Source organism: Streptomyces sp. BK022, assembly GCF_004217355.1.
Classification (GTDB): domain Bacteria; phylum Actinomycetota; class Actinomycetes; order Streptomycetales; family Streptomycetaceae; genus Streptomyces; species Streptomyces griseoluteus.
This window is the reverse complement of sequence record NZ_SHKU01000002.1, coordinates 406,836-428,463: the sequence shown is the minus strand read 5'-3', so window position 1 is coordinate 428,463 and position 21,628 is coordinate 406,836. Positions and strand designations below refer to the sequence as shown.

The following is a 21,628-nucleotide window of genomic DNA, read 5'->3' as shown; positions in this document are numbered from 1 at the left end:
GAGCCGTCATGAACATCAAGGTCGTACGAGGCAACCCGACCCCGGAGGAGCTGGCCGCCGCCCTGGCGGTGGTCCGCGCCCGCGCCGTGGCGGCGGCCGAGCCGCCGTCCGGCGCGGAGGGGCCGCGCGACGCGTGGTCGGACCCGGCGCGCATCGCCGCCCGTCGCCTGCCCCCGCCGGGGCCGGCGTCCTGGTCCCGGACCTACTGGCCCTAGCTGAACCGGAACCTGAGTACGGGTACTCAGGCGCGGGGGCCGGGCCGCGCCCCACGCTGGAGCCATGCTGTGGTCAGACCCCGAGGACGAGCCGCCCGAGGAACTCCGTCACATGGAGGAGAAGCTCAGGCGGCTCGGCCTCTTCATGGCCCTGGCCATGGTGCTGGCGATGATCGTCATCGGGCTGAGGTGAGGGCTCGGGCGAGGTGAGGTCCGGCGTTAGGCTGATCGCATGACAGACCAGCGGCGCCGCCTCGTTCTCGCCTCCCAGTCCCCCGCCCGGCTGGGTCTGCTGCGGCAGGCCGGGCTGGCGCCCGAGGTGATCGTCAGCGGGTTCGACGAGGACGCCGTCACCGCCCCCACCCCGGCCGAGCTGGCCCTCGCCCTCGCCGAGGCCAAGGCGTCCGTGGTGGCGGCCCGGCCCGAGGTGCAGGGCGCGCTGGTGATCGGCTGCGACTCGGTGCTGGAGCTGGACGGGCAGGCGCTCGGCAAGCCCGCCGGCACCGAGGAGGCCACCGCCCGCTGGAAGGCGATGCGCGGCCGCGCCGGGGTCCTCCAGACCGGTCACTGCGTCTGGGACACCGCCGCCAAGCGGTACGTCTCCGCGACCGCCTCCACCGTGGTCCGCTTCGGCGAGCCCACGGACGAGGAGGTGGCCCGCTACGTCGCCTCCGGCGAGCCCCTCCACGTCGCCGGCGCCTTCACCCTGGACGGCCGCTCGGCCCCCTTCATCGAGGGCATCGAGGGCGACCACGGCAACGTGATCGGCATCAGCCTCCCCCTCGTCCGCAAGCTGCTCGGCGAACTGGGTGTCGGGATCACGGAGTTGTGGGCGCCGTCCGAGTGATGTCCGGGGTGTCGGCCGTACGGCTCTGAGGGTCACCCGTAGGGGTGGACGTGGGCTCCGGTTCCGGGGCGGCCTCCGGGGCGCCCCCCGCGCCGGGCGTGTCGCCGGCCGGGCGGGCGCCCGCGTCACGCGGACGGTCGTACGTCACCAGCAGCAGCACCAGCAGGGCGAGCACCACCATCATCGCCAGGAACGCCCCCGGGCCCACCAGGCCCCAGGCGACCGCGCCCAGCAGGCCGTTCACCACGGCGGCGCTGATCAGCAGGACGCGGCCGAGGCCGGCCGGGGCGCGGTCGCGCACGGCGACCAGCAGGGCCACCAGGGCGCAGAAGGCGAAGTAGAGCCCGAAGACCACGGCTCCCACCTTCGAGGACGTCGCCATCACGTCGGGGTCGAGCCCGGCCAGGGACATCCGCTGGTTGTCCGCGACCATGCCGAGCAGCCAGTTCACCGCCGCGATGCCGACCGCCTCGGCCAGCAGGACGACCGTCACGATCCATGCCACCGGTCTGCGCACCACCGGCCCCACCCCACCTTCGCCGCCGCCCCCGCGCGGATCGCCTGTTACCGGCAGTACGCCGGGTCAGCGCGAACGCTACTAACGGGTAGGACAGGGGACAAGACCCCGGTCGGCGGCAAAGAATCATTGGGCCATTCGTAGGGACTCCACAAAGAAACCGCGTGGCCCGCAGCACGCTCTCACAGAGACCTTGGCCACATGGCGGGGCTAGGGTTTTCCGGTGGAGTCCTGCGTACCGTGGTGCGACAAGGGCTTTCGCGGGTCGAGCGGGCCACGCATCACGCTCCGTGTGGGCAAGCTCACCATTGGGGACGGGTCGATGTGCCGTGTCGGCTGTCCCTAAACTCGGCTTGTTTCAAGGAGGGAGCCTCAATCGTGCGCAAGGTGCTCATCGCCAACCGTGGCGAAATCGCTGTCCGTGTGGCGCGGGCCTGCCGGGACGCAGGCATCGCAAGCGTGGCCGTGTACGCCGACCCGGATCGGGACGCTCTGCACGTCCGGGCCGCGGATGAGGCGTTCGCCCTGGGCGGTGACACCCCGGCCACCAGTTACCTGGACATCGAGAAGGTCCTGAACGCCGCGCGGGAGTCCGGCGCGGACGCGATTCACCCCGGCTACGGCTTCCTCTCGGAGAACGCCGAGTTCGCCCAGGCCGTGCTGGACGCTGGTCTGACCTGGATCGGCCCGCCGCCGCAGGCGATCCGGGACCTCGGTGACAAGGTCGCCGCCCGGCACATCGCGCAGCGCGCGGGTGCCCCGCTGGTCGCCGGTACGCCGGACCCGGTGTCGGGCGCGGACGAGGTCGTGGCCTTCGCCAAGGAGCACGGCCTGCCGATCGCGATCAAGGCCGCCTTCGGCGGTGGCGGTCGCGGCCTGAAGGTCGCCCGCACCCTCGAAGAGGTGCCGGAGCTGTACGACTCGGCGGTCCGCGAGGCCGTCGCCGCCTTCGGCCGGGGCGAGTGCTTCGTGGAGCGCTACCTCGACCGTCCCCGGCACGTGGAGACCCAGTGCCTGGCCGACAAGCACGGCAACGTGGTCGTCGTCTCCACCCGTGACTGCTCGCTCCAGCGCCGCCACCAGAAGCTCGTGGAGGAGGCCCCGGCGCCGTTCCTCTCCGAGGCCCAGGTGGAGGAGCTGTACCGGGCGTCCAAGGCCATCCTCAAGGAGGCGGGCTACGAGGGCGCCGGCACCTGTGAGTTCCTGGTCGGCCAGGACGGCACGATCTCCTTCCTGGAGGTCAACACCCGCCTCCAGGTCGAGCACCCCGTGACCGAGGAGGTCGCCGGGATCGACCTGGTCCGCGAGATGTTCCGCATCGCCGACGGCGAGGAGCTGGGCTACGGCGACCCCGAGCTGCGCGGGCACTCCTTCGAGTTCCGCATCAACGGCGAGGACCCGGGCCGGGGCTTCCTGCCCGCCCCCGGTACGGTCACCCGCTTCGACCCTCCGGCGGGCCCCGGTGTCCGGCTGGACGCGGGCGTGGAGGCCGGCTCGGTCATCGGCCCGGCGTGGGACTCCCTGCTGGCCAAGCTGGTCGTGACCGGCCGCACCCGCAAGGAGGCGCTGGAGCGCGCCGCCCGGGCGCTGGACGAGTTCCAGGTCGAGGGCATGGCCACGGCCATCCCGTTCCACCGTGTGGTGGTCCGGGACGCGGCCTTCGCGCCGGAGCTGACCGGCTCCGAGGACCCCTTCACGGTCCACACCCGCTGGATCGAGACCGAGTTCGTCAACGAGATCAAGCCCTTCACCGCCCCCGCCGACGCGGACGCGGACGAGGAGCTGGGCCGGGAGACGGTCGTGGTCGAGGTCGGCGGCAAGCGCCTGGAGGTCTCCCTCCCGTCGTCGCTCGGCATGTCCCTGGCCCGCACCGGCCTCGCGGCGGGCGCCAAGCCCAAGCGCCGCGCGGCCAAGAAGTCCGGCCCCGTGGCCTCCGGCGACACCCTCGCCTCCCCGATGCAGGGCACCATCGTCAAGGTGGCCGTCGAAGAGGGCCAGACCGTCCAGGAGGGCGACCTCATCGTCGTCCTGGAGGCCATGAAGATGGAACAGCCCCTCAACGCCCACCGAGCCGGCACCGTCAAGGGCCTCCTCGCCGAGGTGGGCGCCTCCATCACCTCGGGCGCCCCGATCTGCGAGATCAAGGACTGACCCGACGTCATCGATCCGACGCCCGGCGACCGGACACGGTCCGCCGGGCGTCGGCTTACGCCCAGCAGCCCTCGAAGGGCACGCTCGGCACGGCACCGGCCGAAGGAACGGTTCCCCAGGGAGGGCGCCCGTGACGGCACCGGCGCCCCCGTCGGCCGTGACGCCCCGTCGAGGCGCTACCTGCGGCGCAGGTCCGCCACCCTCGCGCGGTCGGTGGGCTGGTCGTTGAGGACTCCGCGGAGGGCTGAGCCGGGGACCTGGCCCCGACGAGGGCCGGGGAGCTGGGAGGAGCGCTGGCCGCGGGGGGCCTGGGGCTGGTCCGGGGCCGGGGCGCCCGCCGCTCCGGCCACCGTGATCTGCACGCCCTGGTCGGCCAGGGCCTGGAGCTCGGTGGCGGCGCGGTCGTCGTGACCCGGGGGCTCGTCGGTGACCAGGCGGGTGATCGCCTCGGTGGGCACCGTACGGAACATGGTGTCCGTGCCCAGCTTGGTGTGGTCGGCGAGGACCACGACCTCGGAGGCGGCCTGGACCAGGGCCCGGTCCACGGAGGCCGACAGCATGTTGGACGTGGACAGCCCGCGCTCCGCGGTCAGGCCGCTCCCCGAGAGGAACGCCTTGGAGACGCGCAGCCCCTGGAGGGACTGCTCGGCGCCGGAGCCGACCAGGGCGTAGTTGGAGCCCCGGAGGGTGCCGCCGGTCATGACGACCTCCACCCGGTTGGCATGGGCCAGCGCCTGCGCCACCAGCAAGGAGTTGGTGACCACGGTGAGGCCCGGTACCCGGGCCAGTCTGCGGGCCAGCTCCTGGGTGGTCGTCCCGGCGCCGACCACGATGGCCTCGCCCTCTTCGACCAGCCCCGCGGCGACGTCGGCGATGGCCGTCTTCTCCGCGGTCGCGAGATGGGATTTCTGCGGAAAGCCGGATTCTCGCGTGAATCCACCCGGCAGTACCGCACCGCCATGCCGGCGGTCGAGGAGTCCTTCTGCCTCCAGCGCGCGCACGTCCCGCCGTACGGTCACTTCGGAGGTCTGGACGACGCGGGCGAGTTCACGGAGCGACACGGCCCCGTTCGCTCGCACCATTTCGAGGATCAGTTGACGACGTTCTGCAGCGAACACGAAACTGACAGTAACCCCAACGACCGTCTGCTTTCAGCAGTTTGCGCCGAATAGCAGAAGTTGTTCGCAACCGGACCCTGGAAGTGATATAGGGACCTACCGGCCGACTATGCCGCCCGCATGGGCCGCCCGGACCCCGCCGGTCAGCCCGCGCCGCCCGCCTTGCGGGTCTGCAACTGCCGGGCCACCTCGGCGATCGAGCCGGACAGCGACGGGTAGACCGTGAACGCCTTGGCGATCTGCTCGACCGTCAGGTTGTTGTCGACCGCGATCGAGATGGGGTGGATGAGTTCCGAGGCGCGCGGCGCGACGACCACACCGCCGACCACGATCCCGGTGCCCGGCCGGCAGAAGATCTTGACGAAGCCGTCCCGGATGCCCTGCATCTTCGCGCGCGGGTTGCGCAGCAGCGGCAGCTTCACCACCCGCGCGTCGATCTTGCCCGCGTCCACGTCCGCCTGGCTGTAGCCGACGGTGGCGATCTCGGGGTCGGTGAAGACGTTGGAGGAGACCGTCTTGAGGTCGAGCGGGGCCACCGCGTCGCCGAGGAAGTGGTAGACCGCGATCCGGCCCTGCATCGCCGCGACGGAGGCCAGCGCGAAGACGCCGGTCACGTCGCCGGCCGCGTACACGCCGGGCGCGCTGGTGCGGGAGACCCTGTCGGTCCAGATGTGCCCGGAGTCGCGCAGCTTGACCCCGGCCTCCTCCAGGCCCAGGCCCGCGCTGTTCGGGATCGCGCCGACCGCCATCAGGCAGTGCGTGCCGGTGATCACGCGGCCGTCGGCGAGGGTGACCTCGACCCGGTCGCCGACCCGCTTGGCGGACTGGGCGCGGGAGCGGGCCATCACGTTCATGCCCCGGCGGCGGAAGACGTCCTCCAGCACGGCGGCGGCGTCCGGGTCCTCGCCGGGCAGCACGCGGTCGCGCGAGGAGACCAGGGTGACCTTGGAGCCGAGCGCCTGGTAGGCACCGGCGAACTCGGCACCGGTGACGCCGGAGCCGACCACGATCAGCTCTTCGGGCAGCTCGGTGAGGTCGTAGACCTGGGTCCAGTTCAGGATGCGCTCGCCGTCCGGCTGGGCGTCGGGCAGCTCGCGCGGGTGGCCGCCGGTGGCGATGAGCACGGCGTCGGCGGTGAGGGTCTCCTCGGTGCCGTCGGCGGCGGTGACGACGACCTTGCGGGAGCCGTCGAGGGCCTGCATGCCCTCCAGGCGGCCCCGGCCGCGCATGACACGGGCACCGGCGCGGGTGACGGAGGCGGTGATGTCGTGGGACTGGGCGAGCGCGAGCCGCTTCACCCGGCGGTTGACCTTGCCGAGGTCCACGCCGACCACGCGGGCCGCCTGCTCGATGTGCGGGGTGTCGTCGGCGACGATGATGCCCAGCTCCTCGTAGGAGGAGTCGAAGGTGGTCATCACCTCGGCCGTGGCGATGAGGGTCTTCGAGGGCACGCAGTCGGTCAGCACCGACGCCCCGCCCAGACCGTCGCAGTCCACGACGGTCACCTCCGCGCCGAGCTGGGCGGCCGTCAGCGCCGCCTCGTATCCGCCGGGTCCGCCACCGATGATCACGATCCGAGTCACGTACCCCATTGTCCCGCACCCGGCCGGAAGCGGGCGCGGCGGGGGCACATGCGCCGATACGGGCTGGTGGGAGCGGAGTTTTCACAGCGCCGCACGGCGTGTGAGGCACCCCAGGTCAACCAGGCGCAGCCGTTTTGCCCACCCTTTGTCGAAATCGGCATGACAACGATCGCATTCCTGTGGGCTCTGTCATCTACGCGCGTAGGAGAACACCGGCTACCCTCGTCCGCGTGAACGCATCTCTCCTTCCGGACGACCGCCAGGGCGACCCGCACGCCGCCGCCGACGCCGCCGCCGCGCGCCTGCGCGAACTCACCGGCGCCGAGACCCACGACGTCGCCCTCGTGATGGGCTCCGGCTGGGCACCGGCCGTGGACGCCCTGGGCGAGCCCGACGCCGAGTTCCAGGTCACCGAGCTGCCCGGCTTCCCGCCGCCGGCCGTCGAGGGGCACGGCGGCAAGATCCGCTCGTACACCTTCGGTGACAAGCGCGCCCTGGTCTTCCTGGGCCGCACCCACTACTACGAGGGCCGTGGCGTCGCCGCCGTCGCGCACGGGGTGCGCACCGCCGTCGCCGCCGGCTGCAAGACCATCGTGCTGACCAACGGCTGCGGCGGCCTGCGCGAGGGCATGCGCCCCGGCCAGCCGGTGCTGATCAGCGACCACCTGAACCTGACGGCCACCTCCCCGATCGTCGGCGCCAACTTCGTCGACCTCACCGACCTGTACTCGCCGCGCCTGCGCGCCCTGTGCAAGGAGATCGACCCCTCCCTGGAGGAGGGCGTCTACGCGCAGTTCCCCGGCCCGCACTACGAGACCCCGGCCGAGATCCGCATGGCCCGCGTGATCGGCGCGGATCTGGTCGGCATGTCCACGGTGCTGGAGGCCATCGCCGCGCGCGAGGCCGGTGCCGAGGTGCTGGGCATCTCCCTGGTCACCAACCTCGCCGCCGGCATGACCGGCGAGCCGCTGAACCACGAGGAGGTCCTCCAGGCGGGCCGCGACTCGGCGGCGCGCATGGGCCAGCTGCTCGGCCAGGTGCTGAACCGGCTGTAGCCCGACGGCGGCAGCGGACGGAATCGAGAGAGAGGTTCACCCGAGGTGCAGGACGAAGTGATCGCACGGGCCCAGACGTGGCTGGCCGAGGACCCCGACGCCGAGACCCGCGAGGAGCTGGCGAAGCTCATCGAAGCCGGGGACACGGCGGAACTGACCGCCCGGTTCAGCGGCACGCTCCAGTTCGGCACCGCCGGGCTGCGCGGCGAGCTGGGCGCGGGCCCGATGCGGATGAACCGCGCCGTCGTCATCCGCGCCGCCGCCGGCCTCGCCGCGTACCTGAAGGCCAAGGGCGAGACGGGCGGCCTGGTGGTCGTCGGCTACGACGCCCGGCACAAGTCGGCCGACTTCGCGCGGGACACCGCCGCCGTGATCACCGGTGCCGGACTGCGCGCCGCCGTGCTGCCCCGCCCGCTGCCCACCCCGGTCCTCGCCTTCGCCATACGGCACCTGGGCGCGGTCGCGGGTGTGGAGGTCACCGCAAGCCACAATCCGCCGCGCGACAACGGCTACAAGGTGTACCTCGGCGACGGCTCCCAGATCGTGCCGCCCGCGGACGCGGAGATCGCCGCCGAGATCGACGCGGTGCGCTCGCTCGCCGACGTGCCCCGGCCCGAGGCGGGCTGGGAGGTGCTGGGCGACGAGGTACTGGACGCGTATCTGGCGCGTACGGACGCGGTGCTGGCCGAGGGGTCGGCCCGCACGGCCCGTACCGTCTACACGGCGATGCACGGCGTCGGCAAGGACGTGCTGCTCGCGGCGTTCGCGCGGGCCGGGTTCCCGGAGCCGGTGCTCGTGGCCGAACAGGGCGAGCCCGACCCGGACTTCCCGACCGTGGCCTTCCCCAACCCGGAGGAGCCCGGCGCGATGGACCTCGCCTTCGAGCGGGCGACCGTCACCGAGCCCGACCTCGTGATCGCCAACGACCCGGACGCGGACCGCTGCGCGGTGGCCGTACGCGACGGCGGCGACTGGCGGATGCTGCGCGGTGACGAGGTGGGCGCGCTGCTCGCCGCGCACCTGGTGGGCCGGGGCGTCACGGGCACCTTCGCGGAGTCCATCGTCTCCTCGTCCCTGCTGGGCCGGATCGCCGGGAAGGCCGGGCTCGGCCACGAGGAGACCCTGACGGGCTTCAAGTGGATCGCCCGCGTGGAGGGCCTGCGGTACGGGTACGAGGAGGCGCTCGGCTACTGCGTGGACCCCGAGGGCGTGCGGGACAAGGACGGCATCACGGCGGCCCTGCTCGTCACCGAGCTGGCGTCGGAGCTGAAGGAGTCCGGGCGGACCCTGCTCGACCTCCTCGACGACCTCGCGCTGGAGCACGGTCTGCACGCCACGGACCAGCTCTCGGTACGGGTGGAGGACCTGTCGGTCATCGCGGACGCGATGCGCCGGCTGCGCGAGCACCCGCCGGCCTCCCTGGCGGGCCTCCCGGTCACCTCGGCGGAGGACCTCACCCGCGGTACGGCCGCTCTCCCGCCCACGGACGGCCTGCGCTACGCCCTCGACGGCGCCCGCGTCATCGTCCGCCCGAGCGGCACCGAGCCCAAGCTGAAGTGCTACCTGGAGGTGGTGGTCCCGGTCGCGGACCGTTCCGCTCTTCCGGCTTCGCGGGCGCGGGCGGCGGAACTGCTGGCTGCGATCAAGCGGGATCTGTCGGAGGCCGCGGGGATCTGACGGGGGAACCTCTCCGGCCGCTAGGGTCCGCGTCATGACCATGAACATGACGCGTCGCAGTCTGATCCGGGGCGGCACCGGCCTCGCCGCCGGTGCCGCCGCCGGGCTGGGGCTGCCCGCCCAGGCGGCGGAGGCCGCGCCCGTGGACAACCCCGCGAGCGTGCCGGGCGGGACCGCGCTGATCGACGTCGCCGCCGGCTCCACGCGCTGGCTGTCCGGTGTCGCCAACCAGGACAGTTCGACCACGCTCCAGGGCATCGCCTTCGACTCGGCGGCCGGGCACTTCTACACGCTCCAGGTGGCCGGGGCGAGCCAGATCGCCTACCTCCGCTCGGGCAGCCAGGTCGCGGTGACGGCGTCCATCGGCGGGGACGACCACGCGGAGTCCGGCGACCTCTGTCTGACCCGGCACGACATCGCCACCGGCGCGGTCAACGGGTACATGTACCTGCTGGGCTTCGGCCACGGGGTGTCCCTCGGGGTGCAGCCCGCGAGCGGCGGGAACCCGGCGTACGTGTGGACCGAGGCGGGGTCGGGGCGCAGCGGGTACGGGCAGGAGTTCGTCCGCTTCCCCTTCGCCACCAAGACCGTGCTGTGGACGAGCCACCCGTCCGTGCAGCGCTTCGGCTCACCCGACCCGGCGGCGACCTCCATGACGCCCTCGGTGGACGCGGACCACAACATCCTGCTGATCCGCTACGCGCTGGGCTCCGCGCACTGGTTCGCGGCGTACGACCTCGCCGCGGCGTCGGCCACGGCAGGCACCGGCACCCTCCCGGCCCCCCTGGCCCGCATCCAGCAGCCCCCGCTCTACAAGTACAAGGCCGACGGCACCCCGGACCCCACCACCCCGGCCACCTTCCAGGGCTTCACGTCCTACGGCCAGTACGTCTACATGCTCGACGGCGACCCCCGCACCACGACCCCGTCCAGCACCCTGACCGGCGTCGACAAGTGGGCCATCCACACCACGTCCTTCGACCTCAACGGCACGGCGAACAACCCCACGACGGGCTACATCGCCAGCACCCACTCGGAGGCGGACGCGGCAGCGGACCCCCGCGAACCGGAAGGAATGGCCATCTACACCGGCGCCGGCGCCCCCCGCCTGTGCTTCGGCATCACGAACAACTCGGGCAGCAACCGGCAGTTCGACCTGTATTACAAGGTCTGAGCCGACCACTCGCAGGTGGATAAGAAGTACGAGAAGCCCTGCCGGAACTGACCCGGCAGGGCTTCTTACTGATCAGAGAACTCCTCGGCCACGCCCGCATCGACGCCACCGCCAAGTACGCCGAGAGGCCCCACCGGAATCAAACCGATGAGGCCTCCCGTTCTCGGGGCGCCTAACGATCCAGCTAAACCATCTCTTGCCAGATCGCAAATTCGCGAGGTGTTTTCCCAGCGAGGCGAGTCGAAACCTCAGCTCGCTCCACTGAATTCAGCCAGGTGTCGAACGACACCTCACCACCGGGGAACCACCACTCCGAATGACTGCCTACAGAATCGAGGTCGTCGTCCGAGGGGTACCTGAGTTCGAACTGCACCTGAATGTAGGACTCGTGCTCACCGGCAGCGTCAACGACTTCAAGCTGTCGGACGATACTGAGAGCGAAGGTGGGCTCCGGAAACCAGTTGACGTTCCCATACTGGAACAGATATCCGTCCACGTCGGGGAGATCCGGAACGTCGAACTCGATCGCCGAGAATTTCCTCACCACCCGAGTCAGCCCCGAGGGCGACCGGTCGAAGCCACTCATCCCCTCGACGAGTTGGCGCGCAACGCCCTCCGCCGACTCCACCTGCTGCTTCCCGGACATGATCACCTTTCGAGTCCAGCGGTACACACGCTTACATGTGCCCGCCCGCCGACCTCCGACGGGCGGGCACCCTCCGACCTACGGCCAGTGGCCACCTTGCAGTTGTCGTCTGACGTGACCTATGACGTCAAGCGCTTCACTCCTGTTCCGGGCTCCACTCATCAAGTCATTCACGTATGTGTAGTACTCATTCGTGTGAATCTTCGAGTGTACCGAGAGTCCCTGCGGGTTGGGAGAAGAACTGCTTCGCGGCAGCCAGACGCCGTTCTCGGCATCGTTGACACCGATTCCGAATTTATCCAGCTGCGCCCTTGCGGCAGCGGCCTTCGGTGAATTGCCTGCCACGATGTGGTGCGGAGAGTGAGGCGTTGCCGGTTCCATGTCACCGGCAGCATTGAGGGCGTTCCTGAGCTTGTTGGCACAACCTGCGTCAGCATTGTGCACCAATATCGGAGTTGCCCCCGCCTGCACATAGTACGTGTGCAGCCCGTCCACGCTGAGGTCGTACGTGACGCGGTGCGCGGTGTACGCCTTGGTGCGGACGATCGTGACCAGGCTGCCGGCCGCGCTCTGGAGCTTCTGGCCCGGCCTCAGCTTGCCCGCCTGGGTCCAGGCGTTGTGGCCGGCCTCGTAGAACTGGTGGTGCTTGGTCGTCTGGATCGTCTTCGGACCCGACTTGGTGGCGATGACGACATCGACGTAGTCACGGTCGGTCTTGGTGACGATCGACTTCTTGACCTTGTGCTTCTCGAGTCCCTTCTTGCCGGGCTCCGCCGTCAGGACGTAGTCACCGGCCTTGACCTGGGAGATCGGCTTCGTGAGGGCGTTCGCCATGAGGACGCCGGTCGCACCGGTGAAGCTGTGCTTGGTCGGGCAGCCCGTGGCCTTGGGCTTCTCCCCGCCCCCTTCCGACTTCCGGCCGTACTTGCCCGCCACCGCGCCGAAGACGCCGCCCGTCACCGCGCCGACCGCCGAGGCCTTGGCCGCGCCGCTCGCGCTGCAGCCCTCCTCGCTGGAGGCGCAGGAGACGCCGTAGCCGACCGCGCCTTCGGCGGCGCCGCCCGCGGCGCCCATGGCCGCGCCCTGGAGCGCCTTGCCGCCGGCGTTGGCGAGCAGACGGCCCACCGCGCCGGAGGCCGCGCCGCCCGCGGCACCACCCAGGGCGCCGGTCGCGGCACCGATGGCCACCGAACCGAGGAACCCGCCGACGGTCTTGGGGCCGTCGCTCAGCATGTAGCCGACCCCGTTGGCCGCGGCGCCCGCCAGGGCGGCGCAGCCGACCGCGCCGACACCCCACGTGGCCGCCGTGCACCCGGCGAAGACCGCGACGCCGACAGCCACCGAGGCGATGGTCGCCGCATGCTGTTTGACGAACTTGCTCGTCGCCTTGTAGGCACTCGTGGCCGCGCGACCGGCCTTCTTCAGCGCGCTCTTGCCCTTGGCGACCAGCTTGTTCTTCGCGCTGACCGCTGCCTTGTGGAGTTCACGGCCCTTCCGTTTGACGGTCTGTATGACCCGGTGGGCATAGCGTCTGTAGGGCTTGAGCTTGCGTTTGACGTAGGTCTTCACCCGCTGGTAGTGGTCGTGGACGATCCGGACCACCTTGCGCGCCTTGCGGATGTACGGCTTGAGGCGCTTCTTGGCCGCGGCCTTGTAGTGCTTGACCGCCTTGGTGACCTTCTTCCAGCCCGACTTGACCTTCTTGACGACCTTCTTCTTGTACTTGTGGTACGCCTTCTTCAGGAAGCTGAACCAGTGCCCCGTCGGGTCCGTGCCCGTCATCGGGTTCTGGTTGGCGTAGGCGTAGGCGTTGGCGTTCACCGAGTCCGGCAGCGGGTCGTTGCCGACCGTGTCCCGGCTGTTGAACTGGCCCGTCTCCGGCGAGTACCAGCGCGCGGCCATGTTGACCTCGGCCGTGGCCGGGTCGGTCCAGCCGGACTGGTAGCCGAGGTTGCCCAGCATCCCCGCCGTGGCGGAGACCTTGCCGAACGGCGTGTACGTGCTCGAACCCGCCAGCGCCTCACCGGAGTCGGTGAACTGCGCCACCATGTCGTCGTGCAGGTCGGTCAGGGCGAGCGCGGCTGCCGCGCCCGACTTCACCCCGAGCACCGAACCGTCCGGGTTGCGGCTGTAGGAGGTGCTGCCGTCGGAGGCCACCTCGTTGCCCAGACCGCTGTACCGGAACGAGTAGACGCTCGACCCGGCCGCGTCCTTCGCGTCGAGCACCCGGTCCAGACCGTCGTACGTGTACGTCCGGTCGCCCTCGTTGATGACGCGGCCGAACGCGTCCGACTTCACCTGGGTGTTGGTGCCCCCCTCGTCGGTGACGGTCCGCAGCGTGCCCCGCGTGGTGTACGCGTAGGTGCTGTGGCCGTCCGAGGTGAGCCGGTTGCGGGCGTCGTAGGTGTACGTGTCACCGCCGACGCGTGTGCGGTTGCCCGAGGCGTCGTAGCCGTAGACCTCGGTCGTCGTCCCGTTGTTCCAGGACGTCAGCCGGTCCGACCAGTCGTAGCCGTAGGTGTTGGTGGACGCCCCGGCGACCCCGGTCGTCGTCTTCGACGTCAGGTTGTCGTTGTCGTCCCACCCGAAGGTGAGCGAGGCGAGCACCTTGCCGCTGGGCGAGGTGAGCTTGTCGCCGGTCAGCCGCTGGAGCGAGTCGTAGCTGAAGGTGCGCTTGGACTTGCCCGTGCCGTAGTCGATCTGGGTGACGGCATTGTCGACGTTGTAGCTGTACGTCGACGTCGATCCGGTCACGCCGTCGTCGACCGTCTTCAGCCGGCCCGCCGTGTCGTACCCGTAGGTCGACGTGCCCGAGGCGTCCGTGCGGGACGTCATCGCGCCGTCGCCGTTGTAGGCGAACGACGAGCTGCCCGACGGTCCGGACGCCGTGAGCAGCGCCCCCCGGTCGTCGTAGGTGAAGGTGTCGCGGTCCTCTCCCGCCCCGGCGACGGCCGTGACGCGGTCGTCGGAGTCGTAGGCGTAGGTGTGGTCGGCCGTCGCGGCCTCGGCGCCGGAACCGGTCTGCTTCACCAGCCGGCTCTTGGCGTCGTACTCGTCGGTGACGACGACGCCACCCGGTGAACGCTCCTCCTTCGCCCGTCCGTTGGCGTCGTACACCGTGGTGAAGGTGCGGTCCGCCGCGTCCGGCTGGTCGGGGGTGGAGGGCTCGATGACGGACTCGGGCAGACCCCAGGTGTTGTAGGTGGTGATGAACGGGTTGCCGCGGCCGTCGGTGTAGCGCGTGCGGTTGCCCGCCACGTCGTAGCCGAAGGACGTGGTGATCGACTCGGTCGCGGAGACCGGCTCCACCGCCTTGGTCACCAGGTTCGTGGCGTCCATGGTGAAGGTGGTGGTGTGGCCCCGCGCGTCGGTCACCGACACCGGGTTGCCGGCCCGGTCGTAGCTCGTGCGGCTGGTGCGCAGCACGGCGCCGCTCGCGTCCAGGTCGCTGGTGGCGACCAGCTGGCCGTACCCGTCGTAGGTGTTGCGGGTACTGGTGTTGTCGGCGTCCGTCTGGGTGAGGACGTCGCCGTCCATGGTGTAGGTGTACTTGGAGACGTTGCCCGCGCCGTCGGTCATCTCGGTGACGTCGCCGAGGGCGTTGTACTTGTACGACTCCGAGACCCCGCTCGGGCTCACCCTCCGGGAGAGCTCACCGCCCGGCGCGTTGTACTCGTTGATCGCCGTGTACGCCCGCTGGGCCGGCTGACGCACGACGTCCGTGCTGGTCAGCTCGTTGCCCAGGTAGTCCCAGGTGGACTCCTGACGGGCGCCGCCCGCCGTCTGCGACGACAGCAGGTCGCCGTTGGCGTCGTAGACCATGGTCGACGTGCCGCCGCCCGGGTCCGTGACGGACGCGATGTCGCCGAGCTGGCTGTACGTGTACGTCCTGCGGTTGCCCAGCGGGTCGACCTCCGCCGTGACCTGGCCGAGCTTGTTGTACTCGTTCCAGGACGTGGCGGTGACCGGCGCCGAGGCACCCGGCGCGGTGTAGTCGGGCAGCTTGGTGGAGGTCTCCTGGCCCTCCGCGTCGTAGGCGGTGGTCGTGACGTTGCCGAGCGGGTCGGACGTCTCGGTCGTCTCGCCGAAGGTGTTGTAGCCGGTCATCGAGATGGGGCGGACCGCACTGGCCGCGCCGCCGTTCTTCTCGGCGTTGACGACGGGCTCGGTGACCGTGGTCTGCTGAGCCGCCTCGTCGTAGGCGTAGTCGGTGGTGTTGCCCGACGCGTCGGTCATCGACGTCGGCAGACCCCGCTGGTCCAGCTTCCAGGTGGTCGAGCGCACCGAGCTGCCCGCCGCCGGGAGCGTGCCGCCCGCAAGGGCGGACACCTGGGAGGCGCTCAGCGCCTCGCCGTAGACCTGTACGTCGGCGATGGAGCCCTGCGCGTTCTCGGCGTAGGTGCCGTTGTACAGGCGCCGGCCGATCTGGAGCGGGCCGGTGGCCTCCCAGGGTGAGGTGAAGGACGTCGTGGTGCCCGACTGGGTGCCGTTGACGTACAGCTTCAGCGAGGCGGACGCCTGGTCGTACACACCCGTGAGGTGGGTCCAGGTGCCGGTCTTGACCGCGGCGGTGCCGGAGTTGGTCCGGACGGTCGCGGCGCCGGCGGCGTCCGTGGAGTGGCGGTTGAAGGTCCAGCCGTAGCCCGTGGAGTAGTAGAGCTGGAAACCGCTGTTGAACTGGCCGTCCTGGGCGAGGAAGGTGCTGTTGGCGGCGGTGGAGCCGAGCTTGACCCAGGCGGAGACGGTGAAGTCGCCGCTGGTGTTGACCGCCGGGCCGTCCGCCTGCCCGTAGGCGGTGGTGGTGCCGTTGAGGACGGCGGAACCGCCCTTGTCGGTGGAGCGGGTGACCGAACTGCCCAGTGTCACCTTGTTGTTGCCGCCGGAGGAGTCCTGGGCGGCGAGGCCGCTGGTCTCCGACAGCTTCCACCGGCCGACCGGCGCCGTGGTGCCGTCGTGCGTGGTGGCGCCCGTGATGTTGCCCAGGCTGTCGTAGCGGTTGTCGGTGCGGTCGACGTCTCCGGTGGCCGGATCGGTCTCGGTCCGCGACACCACGTTGTCGTCCGGGTCGTAGGACACCTGGGTGCTGCGGTTGGCTCCGGCCGGGTCCAGCACGGAGGACGCGACGCGGTCGGCGGCGTCCACCTGGAAGGTGGAGGTCGTCCGGCCGTCGTCGGTGACCTGCTTGGTCAGGTTCCCCGCGAGGTCGTAGGTGTTGGCCTCCTCGACGAACTGCTTGCCGCTTCCCGGGTCCTTGCGGGTGACCGAGGCGGACAGGCCGTCGTCGGTGTAGGTGTACGCGGTCACCCAGCCCATGGCGTCGGTGATCGACGCGAGCCGTCCGGCCGGGTCGTACGCCCGTGACTCCTGGACCAGGGTGGTCGGCGCCGACGGGTTGTTCGGGTCGCCGGTGTAGTCGAGCAGGCTGGTGGTGAGCGGCCGCTGCTGGGCGTCGTAGGTGTAGGTGTTGACCGTCCCCAGCGGGTCGGTCTCCTTCACCTTGTTGCCGTAGGCGTCGTACTCGAACGACGTGGTGCCGCCGCCGGGGTCCGTCCGCGAGGCGAGCCGGTTGTAGGCGTCGTACGTCATGGACGTCGACCGGGTGGCGTCACCGCCCCGGACGTCGGCCACCGTCTGGGAGAGCACGTTGCCGTCGTCGTCGAAGCCCGTGGTGGTCTTCGCCTGGTGCACCGCGCCGGTGACGCGGTTGGTGACGGCGGGGCTGGTCTCGGTGACGACCTGGTCGTTCTTGTCGTACGTCTGGGTCGTGGTGAGACCGGCCGGCTGGGCGTCGGAGGTCTCCGTGCGGGAGAGCTGCCGGCCCAGCTTGTCGTAGGTGTACACGATCGTCGCGCCGGCCGCGTCGGTGACCGTGGCGAGGTCGCCGGTGGCGAAGTAGGTGTACTTCGTCGTCCGCCCGCCCGGTGTGGTGACCGTGTCCGTCAGGCCGGCCGGTGCCAGGGCTCCGCCGCCCTCGGCGGCCGGGGTGGACGCCGTGGTGTAGGTGGTGGCGGCGGTACGGCCGCCCGGATTACCGGGGACCGGGGGGCCGGTGACCGACAGCAGGTTGCCGCCGGTGTCGTAGGAGTAGCTGGTGAGGTAGGTGTTGTCGGTGGGGCTCGAGGAACGGCCGTCCCGCTCGGTGAGCAGCAGGTCGTTGCGCGGGTCCATCGCCGGGAAGGCGGTCGTGGCGTCCGGGTAGTACGTGTAGTACTCGGTGGCGCACTTGTCCGCCGTCGTGTCCTGGCAACTGGTCCGCGAGACCGTGTTGCCGCGCACGTCGTAGCCCGTCGTGCTCCGGTTGCCGTTGGCGTCGGTCACGGTGTGCAGGAAGCCGCCCGTGTCGTAGCCGTAGGTCGTGCGGTTGCCGTCGGTGTCGATCGCGGCCAGCAGACGGTTGCCCATCTCCGCGTCGTAGACGTACTTGAGCGTCTTGTCGGCCGGGTCGGTCAGCGTGACCGTGCGGACCGGGGCGACACCGGACGACGCCTTGTACGCCGACCAGTGCTGCTCGACCTGGTCCTCGGTCAGCGGGTGGCCGTAGGTGGCGACCTCCGCGATGGAGCCGTCGAAGAAGCTCAGGTCACCGGGAGAGACGTCCCAGGACCGGGCGAAGCCCGCGCCGACGAACGAGCGCGTGTTGCTCTGGTCGCCCACCGCGCCGGTGTAGTCGGCCTGCTTGGCGCCGTCCAGGTACATCGTCTGGGTGGTGCCGGAGGCCGACAGCACCGCGTGGTGCCAGCCGCCGTCGGTGACGGCGGCCGTGGAGCCGAAGGCGCCGGAACCGGTGGCGCTCCACCAGTGGCCGTGCAGCTTGCCGTCGGTACCCACGTACAGCAGCGGGTTCCAGGACCCGGACGGGGTACCGGACGGCGCCTTGGCCTGGTCGGAGAGGATCACACCGGGGGCGCTGGTCCTGAACCACAGCTCGACGGCGCGGTCGCCCGAGCGGTGCCAGGGGGCGTACGGGATCTCGGCATACGACGACGTGCCGTCGAAGGACGCCGCGGTCACGTCACCGGCACCGAACGGACCGGCCACGCCCTGCGTGACGGTGTTGTAGGTGCCGAACCCGGTGTGCACCTCGTTGGCCGCCTGCTGCGCGCCGAGGGTGTCGGAGAGCCGCCAGTAGCCGGCCGGGGCCGAGCCCATCACCGCCGAGCGGTAGACCTGCGAGGAGCCGGTGACGACGGGCGGGTTGAGCTTCCAGGTGCCGCCCTCGGCGTCCGTGGCCTGCTTGACCAGGTCGTCGGTGGTGCCGTAGACGACCGACGCCTGGGTCTTCCCGCCGGGCGTGGTGATCTTGTTCAGCAGACCGGCGGACCGCTTGGCGGCCTGGTACTGCGCGGTGATCACCGAGGGGTCGAGCGGCTCGGAGTAGACGGCGGCCTCGGCCATCTGGCCCGTGTAGTGCCCGAGCTTGTCGTTCGGGTTCATCGAGGGCCAGCCGTCGGTGTTCACACCGGCGCCGAGGGAGAGGTAGGGCTGCTCCCAGTCGTTGATGGTGCCGCTCAGCGAACCCTGGGAGACCCCGTCGAGGTACAGCGTCTGGCTGGTGGCCATGCCGGTGAGCACGGCGTTGTGCCACTGGCCGTCGGTGACGGAGGCCGTCGAGGTGATGGTGGACATGCATCCCGGCGTCATGGCCAGGCAGCCGCGCAGCTTGCCGTCGGTGCCCACGTACACGGCGGGCGTGTTCTTCTTGGTGTTGGCGACCGGGTCGGAGTCGCTCAGCGGCTTGTCGCCGTAGTAGAAGAGGACACCGCCCGCGGTGGTGGTCTTGAACCACAGCGAGACGGTCATGTAGGACGGCGTGGCGCCCGGCGCGCTCGGCATCTCCACGTAGGAGGAGGTGCCGTTGAAGCCGGCCGTCTTCTGGGTGGAGCCCGCGAGGACGGACGCCCCGCCCAGCGTCACGTTGTGGTAGAGACCGTTGTACCGGCCCTGGTTGTTGTCGACGGAGTCCGCCGCGACGGTGGCACCGGACGCCTCACCGAGCCGCCAGTAGGCGTACGGGTCGGCGTCCAGCACCGTGGTGCGGTAGTGGTTGCCGGTGGCGTAGCCGTAGCCGGTGCACTTGGTGGGGGTGCCGGGCGGGCAGACCGAGGTGAGCTGGTCGCCGCTGTAGCCGTAGTTCCAGGTCTGGATCGTGGAGGAGTCCGTCGCGACCGCCGCGTCGGTCGCCACCGAGGCGACGTGTGCCGTGGTGGCGCCGGACGGCGTGACCCAGGTCAGCGCGAGCGAGCGCTGCGACTTCTGGTTGGTGATCTTCGTGAGCTGCTTGGAGGTGTTGTAGGTGAACGTCTCCGTGCGGCCCGCGTAGTCCTTGATGCTGGATATCGCCGTCGTGCCCGCCTTGGCGGTGGGCTGGGTGAAGGCGTACTCGGTGAAGTCCTTGTCCGTCAGCGCGTAGCCGCCGGTGGCCGGCTGGAGGCGCGCGTACCGGCCGAGCGGGGGCTGGAAGGTGCCGTCGGTGTTGCGGCCGAAGGCGACCTGCTCACCACCGGGGTAGGTGATGATCACGCTGGTGACGGTGCCGGAGGGGTTCTTGACCTCGGCGGCCTTCATGTCGGCGACCGTCGACCAGCCGGCGCCGAAGGCACCGTCGACCCGGGGGTCGATGCTGTTGTACGAGCGGTCGATCTGCAGCGAGGGGCCGACCACCTCGACGTCCGCGTCGGAGTCGTCGGTGGTGTAGTTGGCGTCGCTCGGGTCGAAGTCGTGGCCGTCGGTGTTCTGGGCGAGGCCCGAGGTGACCGGCGGCTGGGGCACGGCGGTGGTGAAGCGGCTGGAGTACGTCGTCTCGGCGAGTCCGTCGCTCACCCCCGCGTACCAGGCGTAGTTCTTGGACCACTTGAGCTTGCCCGCCGGTATCTTCCAGCTTCCCTTGGTCAGGGCGCCGGAGGTGGCGACGGGCGTGGTGCTGCCGGAGTCGGCGTCGTACACCTCGAAGCTGTAGGACAGCGCCGCGTTGGGCGCCTTGTCCGCGTCGCTCGCGTAGACGAGCAACTCCGGCTGGAGGGTGTTGGCCTGGAAGTTCTCCGGCGGGTAGGAGGCGTTGACCTGCGGCTCGACATTGGTGCCGTAGGTCAGGTCGAGCGAGGGACGCCAGGCGGAGGTCGCCGAGTCGTCCGAGTGGAACTTCTTCCAGTGCAGGCCGTCACCGGTCGGCGCGGCCAGCGCCAGGCCGTAGTTGAGCCCGCCCGCGGCGACCTGGGTGAACCAGGACGTCGACAGCGGCACCGGCATCTTCACACCGACACCGGTGCTGCCGGAGCTGTTGGAGCAGGAGGCCCCCGGGTCGGGCGTGGCGGAGCCGATGGCCGAGCCGTAGGCCGGGCCCGGGTAGGCGGTGGTCGTCGACGGGGACCACGACTGGGTCACCGGATAGACGGAGAACGCCTCCGGGGTGCAGGTGGCCGACCACAGCGCCCAGACGTTGAGCGTGGCGGCGGAGACCTGCCGGCCGGCGATCGTCGAACCCAGCGACGAGAACTGGAGGAACGAGTTCGCCTTGGTGGTGCCCGAGTCGTACGAACCGACCTTGATCTGGTTCTCCGCCGAGCGGTTGGAGCTGTAGTCGTTCTGGACGTAGGTCGCCTGGCTGGCACCCACGACCGTGGTGGGGTCGACGGTGACGGGGTAGACCCGCTCGGGGTCGTCCAGCCAGTCCCGGTCGGCGGTCATCCGCAGCGCGGGCTCGCCGTCCACGGTGGCCAGTTCGTACCTGACCTCCCGGGACCGGGCACCGTCACCGGAGCGCCGGTCGACGCGGGAGTCCTCCATGTAGGCGTGCGGGACGGTCGCGGCGACCTTGCCGTCGGCGCCGGTGAACTCGACGTCGCCGTTCTTGCCGATCCGCGGGGTCAGGCCCTTCGCGTCCAGCGTGAACAGCCAGGAGTTGTCCGCGTCCTTGGAGCGCAGGACGAGGTTCTCCTTGAAGCCGTCCGCGATCGGCGCCAGCTGCACGTCGGTGCCCGGCAGGGCGTCCGCGTACAGCAGGGTGCCGTTCTCGTCCTCCAACGCCTCGGTCTCGCGGGCGCCGACGAGGGAGTACGCGACCGAACGGCCGCCGCCGAGGCCGAGCGAGGCCAGCCGGTCGTCGGCCGCGTCCGGGGCGAAGCCGACGTCGACGGAGTTGGCGGTCTGCTCGAACCGGCCGTCGCCGCTCTTCTTCAGGCTGGTGTCGATCGGCTTCCAGGTGCCGTCCGCCGATTTGAAGTTGGCCCGTACGTCGTAGTGGCGGACGGTGGTCGAGCCGTCGGCGTTGACGAAGTAGTCCGAGGTGGCGGTGGACTTCCTGGCGTCCCGCTTGCTGGTCCGGGGGTCGAAGCTCCTGGCCGAGGCCAGGGCTTTGGTGGTGGCCTTCTGGGGCTGGCTCACATGACGCCGGTAGGCGCCGAGTTCGCCCTTGCCGCGGCCCGGCTTGTGCCCGGCCGCGCGGTGGGAGCTGGTGGCCGCCGCCGAGGCGTGGTGGCTCTTGCCCCGCGCGGTGCCGCCCTGCTGGTCGGGTGTGTCGAGGGGGGAGCTGTGGGCCCACTTCACCAGGCCGGCGAAGGAGAGTTCGGGCATGCTCAGCGCCGGCAGGGTGGCGCCGGTGGCCGCCGCTGTCTCGGTGGTGAGCATGAAGGTGAGAGAGACAAGTACA

At 70.6% G+C, this 21,628-nt stretch carries 12 protein-coding genes; 7 read left to right on the top strand and 5 right to left on the bottom strand.

Annotated elements, in window-relative coordinates; all coding sequences use genetic code 11:
• Positions 1–8: 8 nt before the first annotated feature.
• The 3 genes from EV284_RS08055 (at position 9) to EV284_RS08050 (ending at position 1,062) form a co-directional block, all read left to right on the top strand.
• Positions 9–215 carry an acyl-CoA carboxylase epsilon subunit gene (locus tag EV284_RS08055; protein ID WP_130331775.1) on the top strand — a complete coding sequence of 69 codons (207 nt, stop codon included), beginning with the start codon at positions 9–11 and terminating at the stop codon, positions 213–215.
• Between the two features lie 64 nt (positions 216–279).
• On the top strand, positions 280–408 hold the full coding sequence (locus EV284_RS33525) for a hypothetical protein (RefSeq protein WP_267881259.1): 129 nt from the start codon (positions 280–282) through the stop codon (positions 406–408).
• A 39-nt stretch (positions 409–447) separates the two neighbouring features.
• The gene (locus EV284_RS08050) at positions 448–1,062 is read left to right on the top strand and encodes a nucleoside triphosphate pyrophosphatase (protein WP_130331773.1); all 615 of its coding nucleotides are present in this window, start codon (positions 448–450) and stop codon (positions 1,060–1,062) included.
• On the opposite strand, the gene EV284_RS08045 is transcribed toward EV284_RS08050, so the two are convergent.
• Positions 1,034–1,582, bottom strand: coding sequence for a hypothetical protein (locus EV284_RS08045; RefSeq protein ID WP_242625624.1), 549 nt, complete (start codon positions 1,580–1,582; stop codon positions 1,034–1,036). The two genes, EV284_RS08050 and EV284_RS08045, sit on opposite strands and share 29 nt — an antisense overlap.
• Positions 1,583–1,957: 375 nt before the next feature.
• Here EV284_RS08045 and EV284_RS08040 point away from each other — a divergent pair, with 375 nt between their 5' ends.
• Positions 1,958–3,730, top strand: coding sequence for a biotin carboxylase N-terminal domain-containing protein (locus EV284_RS08040; RefSeq protein WP_130331771.1), 1,773 nt, complete (start codon positions 1,958–1,960; stop codon positions 3,728–3,730).
• 176 nt (positions 3,731–3,906) lie between these two features.
• On the opposite strand, the gene EV284_RS08035 is transcribed toward EV284_RS08040, so the two are convergent.
• Positions 3,907–4,848 (bottom strand): DeoR/GlpR family DNA-binding transcription regulator, encoded by a 942-nt coding sequence (locus EV284_RS08035; RefSeq protein ID WP_130331769.1) that lies wholly within the window; start codon positions 4,846–4,848, stop codon positions 3,907–3,909.
• A gap of 143 nt (positions 4,849–4,991) precedes the next feature.
• On the bottom strand, positions 4,992–6,440 hold the full coding sequence (locus EV284_RS08030; RefSeq protein ID WP_130331767.1) for an NAD(P)H-quinone dehydrogenase: 1,449 nt from the start codon (positions 6,438–6,440) through the stop codon (positions 4,992–4,994).
• 221 nt (positions 6,441–6,661) lie between these two features.
• Between EV284_RS08030 and EV284_RS08025 the strand changes: the two genes are divergently transcribed.
• Genes EV284_RS08025 through EV284_RS08015 form a run of 3 tightly spaced genes read left to right on the top strand, consistent with a single transcriptional unit; the run spans position 6,662 to position 10,337 of the window.
• Positions 6,662–7,486, top strand: coding sequence for a purine-nucleoside phosphorylase (locus tag EV284_RS08025; protein ID WP_086694722.1), 825 nt, complete (start codon positions 6,662–6,664; stop codon positions 7,484–7,486).
• Between the two features lie 45 nt (positions 7,487–7,531).
• A complete protein-coding gene (locus EV284_RS08020) occupies positions 7,532–9,163 on the top strand; it encodes a phospho-sugar mutase (RefSeq protein ID WP_130331765.1) in 1,632 nt (543 codons plus the stop codon).
• A gap of 34 nt (positions 9,164–9,197) precedes the next feature.
• Entirely contained in the window at positions 9,198–10,337 is a 1,140-nt protein-coding gene (locus EV284_RS08015; protein ID WP_130331763.1) for a hypothetical protein, read from the top strand.
• 184 nt (positions 10,338–10,521) lie between these two features.
• Here EV284_RS08015 and EV284_RS08010 read toward each other — a convergent pair whose 3' ends face one another.
• Positions 10,522–10,983 carry a hypothetical protein gene (locus tag EV284_RS08010; protein WP_130331761.1) on the bottom strand — a complete coding sequence of 154 codons (462 nt, stop codon included), beginning with the start codon at positions 10,981–10,983 and terminating at the stop codon, positions 10,522–10,524.
• A gap of 78 nt (positions 10,984–11,061) precedes the next feature.
• Positions 11,062–21,606 (bottom strand): LamG-like jellyroll fold domain-containing protein, encoded by a 10,545-nt coding sequence (locus tag EV284_RS33520; protein ID WP_278045812.1) that lies wholly within the window; start codon positions 21,604–21,606, stop codon positions 11,062–11,064.
• Between the last annotated feature and the right edge of the window lie 22 nt (positions 21,607–21,628).

What these genes read in the sequence shown, in the direction of transcription:
- EV284_RS08055 (WP_130331775.1), top strand. Translation starts at nt 9, where the DNA reads ATGAACATCAAGGTCGTACGAGGCAACCCGACCCCGGAGGAGCTGGCC.
- EV284_RS33525 (WP_267881259.1), top strand. Translation starts at nt 280, where the DNA reads ATGCTGTGGTCAGACCCCGAGGACGAGCCGCCCGAGGAACTCCGTCAC.
- EV284_RS08050 (WP_130331773.1), top strand. Translation starts at nt 448, where the DNA reads ATGACAGACCAGCGGCGCCGCCTCGTTCTCGCCTCCCAGTCCCCCGCC.
- EV284_RS08030 (WP_130331767.1), bottom strand. Translation starts at nt 6,440, where the DNA reads ATGGGGTACGTGACTCGGATCGTGATCATCGGTGGCGGACCCGGCGGA.
- EV284_RS08015 (WP_130331763.1), top strand. Translation starts at nt 9,198, where the DNA reads ATGACCATGAACATGACGCGTCGCAGTCTGATCCGGGGCGGCACCGGC.
- EV284_RS08010 (WP_130331761.1), bottom strand. Translation starts at nt 10,983, where the DNA reads ATGTCCGGGAAGCAGCAGGTGGAGTCGGCGGAGGGCGTTGCGCGCCAA.
- EV284_RS33520 (WP_278045812.1), bottom strand. Translation starts at nt 21,606, where the DNA reads ATGCTCACCACCGAGACAGCGGCGGCCACCGGCGCCACCCTGCCGGCG.